5 protein-coding genes and 2 pseudogenes are annotated in these 9,136 nt (G+C 38.9%); 5 read left to right on the plus strand and 2 right to left on the minus strand.

Annotation, left to right across the window (positions count from 1 at the left end):
- Nucleotides 1-1,083: contractile injection system protein, VgrG/Pvc8 family (locus ACIFQM_RS02130; RefSeq protein WP_430064971.1), on the minus strand; the 1,083-nt coding region annotated here is incomplete at its 3' end.
- A gap of 794 nt (nucleotides 1,084-1,877) precedes the next feature.
- Nucleotides 1,878-2,037: pseudogene (locus tag ACIFQM_RS02135) on the minus strand (IS30 family transposase); the annotation flags it as partial.
- Between the two features lie 243 nt (nucleotides 2,038-2,280).
- On the opposite strand from ACIFQM_RS02135, the gene ACIFQM_RS02140 reads away from it, so the two are divergent.
- The 5 genes and pseudogenes from ACIFQM_RS02140 to ACIFQM_RS02160 form a co-directional block, all read left to right on the plus strand.
- Nucleotides 2,281-2,385, plus strand: a complete 105-nt coding sequence (locus ACIFQM_RS02140) for an HNH endonuclease (protein WP_430064973.1) — start codon at nucleotides 2,281-2,283, stop codon at nucleotides 2,383-2,385.
- A 169-nt stretch (nucleotides 2,386-2,554) separates the two neighbouring features.
- Complete coding sequence (locus ACIFQM_RS02145; RefSeq protein WP_430064975.1) at nucleotides 2,555-3,613, plus strand: HNH endonuclease; 1,059 nt, start codon at nucleotides 2,555-2,557, stop codon at nucleotides 3,611-3,613.
- A gap of 620 nt (nucleotides 3,614-4,233) precedes the next feature.
- Nucleotides 4,234-5,370, plus strand: coding sequence for a DNA cytosine methyltransferase (locus tag ACIFQM_RS02150; protein WP_107735099.1), 1,137 nt, complete (start codon nucleotides 4,234-4,236; stop codon nucleotides 5,368-5,370).
- Complete coding sequence (locus ACIFQM_RS02155) at nucleotides 5,363-6,451, plus strand: restriction endonuclease (RefSeq protein ID WP_430064977.1); 1,089 nt, start codon at nucleotides 5,363-5,365, stop codon at nucleotides 6,449-6,451. The genes ACIFQM_RS02150 and ACIFQM_RS02155 overlap by 8 nt, the downstream gene beginning before the upstream one ends.
- A gap of 615 nt (nucleotides 6,452-7,066) precedes the next feature.
- Nucleotides 7,067-9,136, plus strand: a pseudogene (locus ACIFQM_RS02160) (hypothetical protein); the annotation flags it as partial.

Below are 9,136 nucleotides of genomic sequence, written 5' to 3' on the forward strand. Positions count from 1 at the left end.
GGCATCCTGTTCGCGGTGTGTGGGCAGATACAGTTCTACTTGTTCCCCGATTTCAGGCATATCGTACCAGCCGCTATGTTCTTCTGCGACATATCGAGTCGCCACGGGAAACCAGCAGGCTTTGGCAGGATCTTGCTTCGGGTCGATGTCCAGTTGAAGCTGTACGAAATCCTGCTGTACCTTGAGCACCGTTCCTGTCAGCGAAATCCCGGTGGCCTGATCGTTTTCATAACGGGCATAGCGAATATTCTGTTCCGCTTGGAGATCATAACGGGTACGCAGTAAGCCATCCTCTAACCGTGTCACTGCCCGAACGACGACCAGTTCTTTACCTTGTCCAATGGGTAACGTGATGAGGTCACCCAGCGCATAATATTGCAAACTTTCAATTGTATAGGTGACATACGAGCCAGCACGTTGTTCTCCGGGCTTTTCCGCATCCAGCTCATGAAACGTTTTTCTTACCCTGTAAAACACATCTCGTTCCACTTTGTGCTGTTTGCCTTCTGGCATCCCGAAGAAAACCTTGGGTGAGGCTGCGGTTACCTCTGGTACAAGTACGGAACCAAAGCGAGAAGCGAGACGTTTTAAAAAAGCCCAATCGGTCTCCTCATATTGTAAAACAAAAGTATCCAGCTTGGCATAATTAGTTACGGTATCAATAGCGTCTCCATACTCATATTTACGAACCATCGCGGTGACCAGATCATCATAAGTGCGGTGAATATCCTGATAGGAACGTTTTTTCAGTTTGATATCCATTTGATAGGAATGGGAAGCAGCCTCCAATTCAAAGGTGTATACTCCACGTATACAATGTACGGACATTTGCGTAACGATCCCGTGGAACAGTCTTCTTAGCGATTGTCCTTGATCATCCAACTGACGAATCACAATCGGCTCTTGCTCCATATTTTGTCCGATGCATGCGGCTCCCTGTTCTTCGGAGAGCATACCACGGATATGTAAAAAGGTATGATCATTAATGGTACGTGTGATTTGAAGTTGATCGATGTGTTGCGGCTGAAAGGGACCATAAAAGCGTAGGCTTTCATATCCGATCCCATCTGATAATAGGCTCAAGTGAGTTCATGACTCCTTTCTAGATGTGATGGCTGATTCCCCAATTAACGCATGTCATTTTAAATTGGCTTCTGAGTATAGAAGCCGTGGATGGATACAACTTTGAGTCAAGACTCATATGTATCGCTGAGTTTGTTTGGTATTAAGGTACGAGAGGTGATATTTAAATAACAGTCCAGCATATGTATTTATCGGTTAAAAGAGAGATTTAGTTTACAGAATGACCCATTCATTGAGGTATTTTCAATGTGTATATCTGGAAGCAGGAGATATGGGAGGAGGGAAAGCAGAAAGTAATTTTGAGCAATTGTCTTTCAAAGTCAGGAACTGAGCTGATTTAAACGTGATCATGGATTCGGTAAACTAAATGGAGGCTCATATGGAATTAGCGGGATTGATAGAAGTGAAGGGAGAACGGGCATCATCTGGAAAAGGGGTGTTGTGAGAAGGAGTGGCTTTTGATATTATAGGTAATATATATAATAAAAAGGAATATATCCCTTTCGAGGTCTCGACACATGTGGAGTGTGTGGTAGTAATATATCGAGATAAGAAGTAGTAATGCACAAGGGTTTAAGAGCAACTTGAATATGTTCCTGCATTCAAAAAAATGCTTTAGGGTTGAGTGCGGGAACATATATTATCTTTATTCAGAAGGCACGAGAGTAATAGGTGGAGTTGCTGGTGCCTAAGGGTAATTAATTTTGAAAGATGTATTGTCGTAGTAGGGAGAAAACAGATTGTCAAGCGCCCGAGTGCGACAGTTCCTCAGTGAAAGATTCGTAAGCGGTTTTCTACCCAAGACATTTTCGAGCATGATGGTTGATCAAACCAAGCGAACGCTCCAATGCCATATTCGATATTTTTGCAAAGTCTGTTCTCTTGGGAAATGTGCGGTTTCCAGTTCACGTAACAGGAAAATTCCTTTCCCCGATCTGCCGTAGCGGTTTGAAATGTTCAACGAGAATCAATGTAGAATGAAGGAGTTTCCAGTCGGATTGTGGAATAAGATGTATAGAACAATCAAGCTGTTTTTTCGGAGTGAGATACATAAAACTTTATGTCGGTGAGGATTCATGTGCCTGAAGACTGGAAAACTTACCACCGTCGTTGTGTATAAACAGGTAAGAAAACATTGCCTGTATTGGAAGTCTGGAAGTCGCACATATAAAGCCTTATTCGGAAAATGACCCTCATATGATAAACAACGGATTATGGTTGAGAAAAGATATTCATATATTAGTTGACCGAGGATATATTACGATTAATGAGGGTTTCAGATTGAGGTCAGTAAACGGATAAGAGAGGACTGCAGAATGGTAAGGAGTATTATGCTTTCCATGGAGAGGAACTGACCGAGATTCCTGAACTGCAAAATGAATGGTCTTCCCCGCAGTTTTTAGTTTGACACAATGAGAAAGTGTATTTGGTTTAGAACTTACAAAGTAGAATTAAAGTTGAGGTGAAATGTATGGCTTTTCCTTCTTTGAGACCTACACAACGAGATAGAGAATATAAAAAAGTTACTCAGCAATTACGGGATCGTGTAGTCTTAGAATACATAATAAATGACAAATCCCACCGTTGGCTTGACGAACATGTTCTTAAGCTTGATCCAAATTACTCACGTGGGTACATGTCAATGGGGTTGTTGCATTTCATCGGTTTGTGGGATGAACATAAAGGTTTTTATGGAAGTAAATCTGCCGAGGAAGTTATAGATATTCTTTCAAAGCAGAATCAAAAGGAATTCAAACCTATTGTTGATTCGTTGGTTCGGCAACAAAACCAATTGTATTCAGAAGATTCGTTCGACTTGTTTACGATAAATGAGTCTGTGCCGCCTTTATTTAAAAAGCTGGGTAAATCTCAATATTCTGATGGTGTTCGTATAGACAAGGAGTACCATCGATATTTCAATCCACTCGATTCAAAGTACCATGTCAAACGTGGGACTGCGAGAAAGATAAAGATTTTGTTTAACAATTCCATCTATGATGCTGAGTATCGTTACGAAGATCAAACTGATAAAAGTATTGAACTGCAAAGTATTCGATTTAGAAAAGAACTTAAACAGGCCTTTATGAAAGTATTTGCTGAACCCATTGGGTCATTTAACATTTATATTGGAGTAGACTTAAAACATTTTGTGTTTGAGATTGTTCCCCAAAACTTCTATGAAGATAATAATGAAGAATACCCTGAGGGTGCAATTGCCTTTCGATTGCATAAAGTTCGAGAGCGCAATCCGGCAGTAATCAAGAAAGCAAAACAGATATTTTTTAAGAAATACAAACGATTATTCTGTGAAGTATGTGGTTTCGATTTCCAAAAAGTATATGGAAATAGGGGTTCTGACTTTATTGAGGGCCATCATAAAAGGTTAATTAGTGAGATGACCGAAGGCGAAAAAACAAAAGTAGAAGATATTGCTCTTGTTTGCTCTAATTGTCACCGTATGCTCCATCGGTCTCCTGCGCTAAAGATTGATGAACTACAAGTAATAATTGATAGAAAGCGGGGATCATGATTACGTCTATTTATTTGCTTTTGATACAAATAAATGGTATTTTTCTACAGTTGATAAAAGTATACAAGGAGCTAACGAAACAGGCAAGTTTGTGGCTCTTCGCTATACTACGTGGGAAAAGCTACGTTTGAAAGGCATAATAGAGCGATTTGACATGTAGCCTCTACGGGCATGAGTACTCGCGAAAGCCGCGAAGCATAGGGACTTCGCGATGCTAACCAGCTTATCATGCCCGCCTCTCCATATAAAATCGCTGTCTATTTACCACACGCAGAGTAGCGAGGAAGCAAAAAAACGCTTAAAGGTTGAGTGCGGGAATATATTTTATTTAAAAAGGTATGTGGAGTGTAAAGTGTTACTAGCTTTTAAGGATGCTACGGAGCAAAGAATCTGCTTCCTCGCTACACTGAATGCCTAATGTTTGTTCCAAAAGGTATAATTGCCATTCCTTAGTTTGTATTGTTTTAATAGTTTGTAACTAAAGTGTTGGCTGGTTTTTACTAGTCAATACTTTTTTATTTTGTTATTATTAATTATTAAGAAAGCAGGAGAATGAAAACAAATTAGCGAATTTTAAGATTTGAAATGTCGAAATTTGATTTGAGGTAGGATAAACAACAATGGATAATGCACCAACTATCTTTTCATTTTTTTCCGGAGCAGGTTTTTTGGATTTAGGGTTTGAAAAAACCGGATATAATGTTGCGTTTGTAAACGAGTATCATCGTCCTTTTATGGAGACATATATACACTCACGCAGAGTTATGGGGATTCCAGAACCTGAGTTTGGATATCATTTATGCGACATAACTGAGTTTGAGCAAGAGGTTGAAAGTGAGTCTTTATCAAGATTAATTAATAGAACAAAAAATGAAAAACGTTTAGTTGGATTTATTGGTGGTCCTCCTTGTCCTGACTTTTCTGTGGCCGGAAAAAACAGAGGTCAAGAAGGTGAAAACGGTAGATTGTCTGCAACATACATTGATTTAATTTGCAAACAAAAGCCTGATTTTTTCTTGTTTGAGAATGTAAAAGGACTTTGGCGAACAACCAAACATCGAGCGTTTTATGAAGAGATGAAAATAAAACTTCATGGATGCGGATATTTAACAACTGAACGTTTAATTAATTCAATTGAATATGGTGCACCTCAACAGCGTGAACGTATTATATTAATTGGTTTTCAAAAAAGTGTATTAAAGAATCTAGGGATTAAGCTTGATGCAGGTCAATCTCTAACAGATATCTTCCCTTGGGAAGAACATTTGAAATATCGTACTGATGATATTAATGCTATGCCCTGGCCTGGAATGGAACCATTTCTTGAAGAAGTTGAGCGTGAAAAACCAGAAGGTATAAGTGAAGAATTGACAGTTGATTATTGGTTCAAAAAAAATGATGTTGAAAATCATCCCAATGCTCATCAATACTTCACTCCAAGAGCAGGACTGGCGAAATTTTTAGTTATTCCAGAGGGGGATGATTCTAAGAAGTCATACAAGCGTTTGCATCGATGGAGGCCCTCTCCAACAGTAGCGTATGGTAACAATGAAGTTCATCTACATCCATATAAAGCTCGCCGCTTGTCAGTTGCAGAAGCATTAGCACTACAAAGCTTGCCGAAAGAATATGAATTACCTCCAGCCATCACGTTATCAAACGCATTCAAGACAGTGGGAAATGGTGTTCCTTATGAAGCAGCCAAAGGGATTGCTGAAACTATTTTGGATTTTTTAAAGGTGGATCAGAATGAGTAGACTAACCGCAGCTAACCTTGTCCATGAAATTGGAATGTTGCCAAAAAGTAGTGTATATAATTATGTTCACAGCAAGACCCCTACACTTATTAAAATTGTTAATGTGGTTAAGCCAGAAGGACCAATTGTTATTCAAAGGATTCGCCCCAATAAAGGTGAGACCTGGAATAATGCTAAGGATGAATCCATTTCTACGCAAATGATCTGGAGGCTAGCAAATACACTTGTTCCAAATCATCCAATAAATGTAGATAGAATATTTGGTGGAAGCTACAATACTCGTTCTGCACTGGAAGCGTTACTTGCCCACACATCTCAATTTTATTATTGTTATCCAGGTCGTATCGAGAGCATCAGTTCTAATAATAGAATTAAACCTGGTCATAAGCATATTATGTGGTGTCCAGATAATCCTCATGCTCCAAACGTTATGGTCAAAGCTGAAGTGGATATAGTCATTTCAGAAGTTCCCAATACTGAAATTGTCTATGATGCATTGGTTCTTCCAGACGAGATTCAAACGCCTGAGTTAGACATTGAGATGAAGCGTAGACATTGTCAAATGCAAATAGCTCTTATTGAAATTGGTCAACATCTTGGTTTTAAAACATGGATTGCTCAAAATGATAAAGGCATTATCTATAAGAATCGAAAAATAGGCGAAATGAAAGATGTTATTGCTTCGCTAAAAAAAGAAGAAAATGTAATGCAAAACTTTTATGATGCTCAAAAGGCAGCATTACTTATTGATTGTATTTGGTTCAAAAATGGCAAGTTAATGCCAGCTGTGATGGAAGTTGAGCATAGCACAGGTGTTACAAGTGGATTAACACGTATGAAAGGGCTACAAGATGCTTTACCACCATTTCCAACTCGTTATGTCATTGTAGCTCCTGATGAGGATAGAGATAAAGTGTTTAGAGAAGCATCAAGACCTCAGTTCCAATCCTTAAATGCCAGATTTTTCCCTTATAGTGCAGTTGAAGAAATGTATGCCTTATTCAAGAGACGTAAATTAAAAGGTATTACAGAAGAGTTTTTGGATAGCTATATGGAGCCAGTGCTGTCTCAATTAGCTTAAAAGTAGCCTACCCTCAATTATTGTGGGTGGGCTACTTTTATGATTGGATATTTTATAATTTTACTTTTTGTTTAAAGGGAGTTCATTAGATGCCTGTTAAAATCATTCATAATCGAACCGAAGCAGAGATTTACCTAAACGAAACGAAAATTTATTTGAAAGGATATATCTAGAATTTATTAAATAATCTTAGTCGTAACTATCGTGCTGTTTAGTTTGCGTAAAGTTTGAAAGTTTATTAATCTTGCTGAAGCAAATTGCTTGTGAGCTTTTTACTGCTACTACTAATGAAGGTAATAACAAAAAGTGAAATCAATAGTATTACAGTCAACTCAAATCAAGTCGATAAATATATATTTTTTGCCTCCCAAAATTAGTTAGAGTCAGGTTTAATATTGGATGACAATAGATATTATTACTGGTGTTAATCTAAAGTGAATTTGGCATTTATTAAGAGGAGAAATATCATCCTCTGTTTTGTTGCGCCTTTTTAAAAGCTTCCCCTCTTTATAAAAAGTTCTCTAAACCTCGGTCTTTTAAACCGACCGTATATTCTGTATAATGTAAATAGAACACTTGTTCTGTATTCTCATTAATAATATCGGAGGCTAACAGATGATCAAAAAAAGACAATATCACCTATGGCAATACCAACTTGGCGATGTAACAGAACGGAACGGCGAGTTTACATTGGTTTATACTTTAGCAGATGCAAAGCAAGCAAGTGAAACCTTTATGTATTACATTCTGCACGAGAAAATAATGAATAAGAAATTCGATGCTATGCCAGAGTACATAACTATTCAAGATATTCCCAATCCAAAATCCAATAACAGCAAGCCGATCAGGAAAAAGAAGAATCTCCTCCCAATCATGACTATTGAAACGGGACGTGGACGTAGTGAGGAGGATAATGACAAACTCAAACGTTTGCTGGAAAAGGGCTTTAGCGCCATCTATTCAAATACAAACGGTCAAGAGATTGCTCGGCATACCTATGTATTTTTGGATAATGTTCTTTCCGGTGCTCAAAACAAAGAATGTCGCCAGCTATTTGTACTGGAGAAATACGCTGAAGCATTGAAAGCACATGTTTCCCTTGGAACCGAACCAACTAAATGCACCGTATCTAAAAACTTGACGCGTAATGCCCTTATGACAACAGATGTGTATCTCTGCCCTGTAGATATGAAGCAGCTAACCATCTGTATTCTCCCCGACAAAGAAATACCCATAACGGAAGATGTAGAGATGATTCTTCCATATCATCGTACACCCGAAGAAGAGGACGTGTACACTAAGCTCCAAGCCTATATGGAAGAAGAAAAGCACTATGAAAAGCAGCGCCAAAAAATCAACAAAAAGGTCAAAGATCATAAAATTGAACTTCCTATCGCACCTAACGATAGAGAGCAATACAAAACGACTGGCCGTTGGGAAAGAGAGAATAACAGACGAGTGTCTTTAGTGCATCTTTGCAAGCCTGTATGGAAGGTCAAAAAGAAAGATGGCGTTTCGGTTCCCGTATGGACAATCGACCAAACTGAGCCGTATGAGACAAAAGAACTTCCCATCACACCATGGTCAACGGGCTTGCAATTAGCTGAAGTAAAAAAGCATACGGTCATGGAAAATGTGTTTGATGGTATGGGTTTGGTCTCAAAAGAGTTAGGCCAGCAGATGGAGCGTTTCCTACAGGTGGATTATACGATTACCGGTTATCAATTACGTTTGCCAGCAATCAAAGGCTTTTTTCCTTGTGTAGATTTTCATGGATATTTCCATAAGCATAACGTGAAGCGGATTCAGGATATATTCGGAACATGGCATGATGCGGATAAGATTGATATTTTGACCACTGAGTCTACTTTTAAAGCGAAGCTACAAGTGATCGGAGAAAAGCCAGACGGTTCAGAGGAGAAAGCTTGGTTATTTCCCTCGATATCCGCATACCAGTCTAAATTGATCGAGTATGGCTATGATGCGATTGGGATCTCCAATATTGCCAAGCCAGAACATGAACAATACCGAAAATCATCGTATCAGTTGTTATTGGCACTTGATTTGCAAGCAAGAGATGTTGTTAGCTTATCCCATGTACAGGGTGATCTCATATATCGGGCATTAAGTATCTATCGTAAAGAGGAACTGGACTGGGAAGATCTACGCTATTTACAAGCCTTCTTGCACTTGGTGTATCGAGAAAATTCAGATAATGGAATTGGTAAACAGTGTAGCGATGCCATTCATGCTCTGAACCTTAATAAAAAATTGGCATTCGATCATAAAGTAAGGCAAACGATCAAGGAAGTGATTGATCATAAAATAGATGAAATGGGATTGGGGAAGTTTTATGTTGAAGCCAAGTATCTATATGTGACACAAGATATTTTAGCGTTTTTGTCTTACGCTGCGGCAGCGGATCACCATACATGGAAATATACAGGTTTTCTATCTGCGAAGCAGAGTTACTGTGGCGGTGCGATATTAGGCCAGAATCTATTTGCAAGAAATCCGATCATGTCCTTCAGTGAAATCACGCGAACCACATTTGTGGATTATGAAGGTGAGGATGCTGAGTTTATTCGTCATATCGACAACATTGTGCAGCTTCCTTTAGGGACAGAGCCAGATCGTCTTGGCGGCGCAGACAGGGACGGCGATGAATTACTGGTTCTGTCTACA

This window comes from Paenibacillus sp. NRS-1782 (genome assembly GCF_050467685.1).
Lineage (GTDB): Bacteria > Bacillota > Bacilli > Paenibacillales > Paenibacillaceae > Paenibacillus > Paenibacillus terrae_A.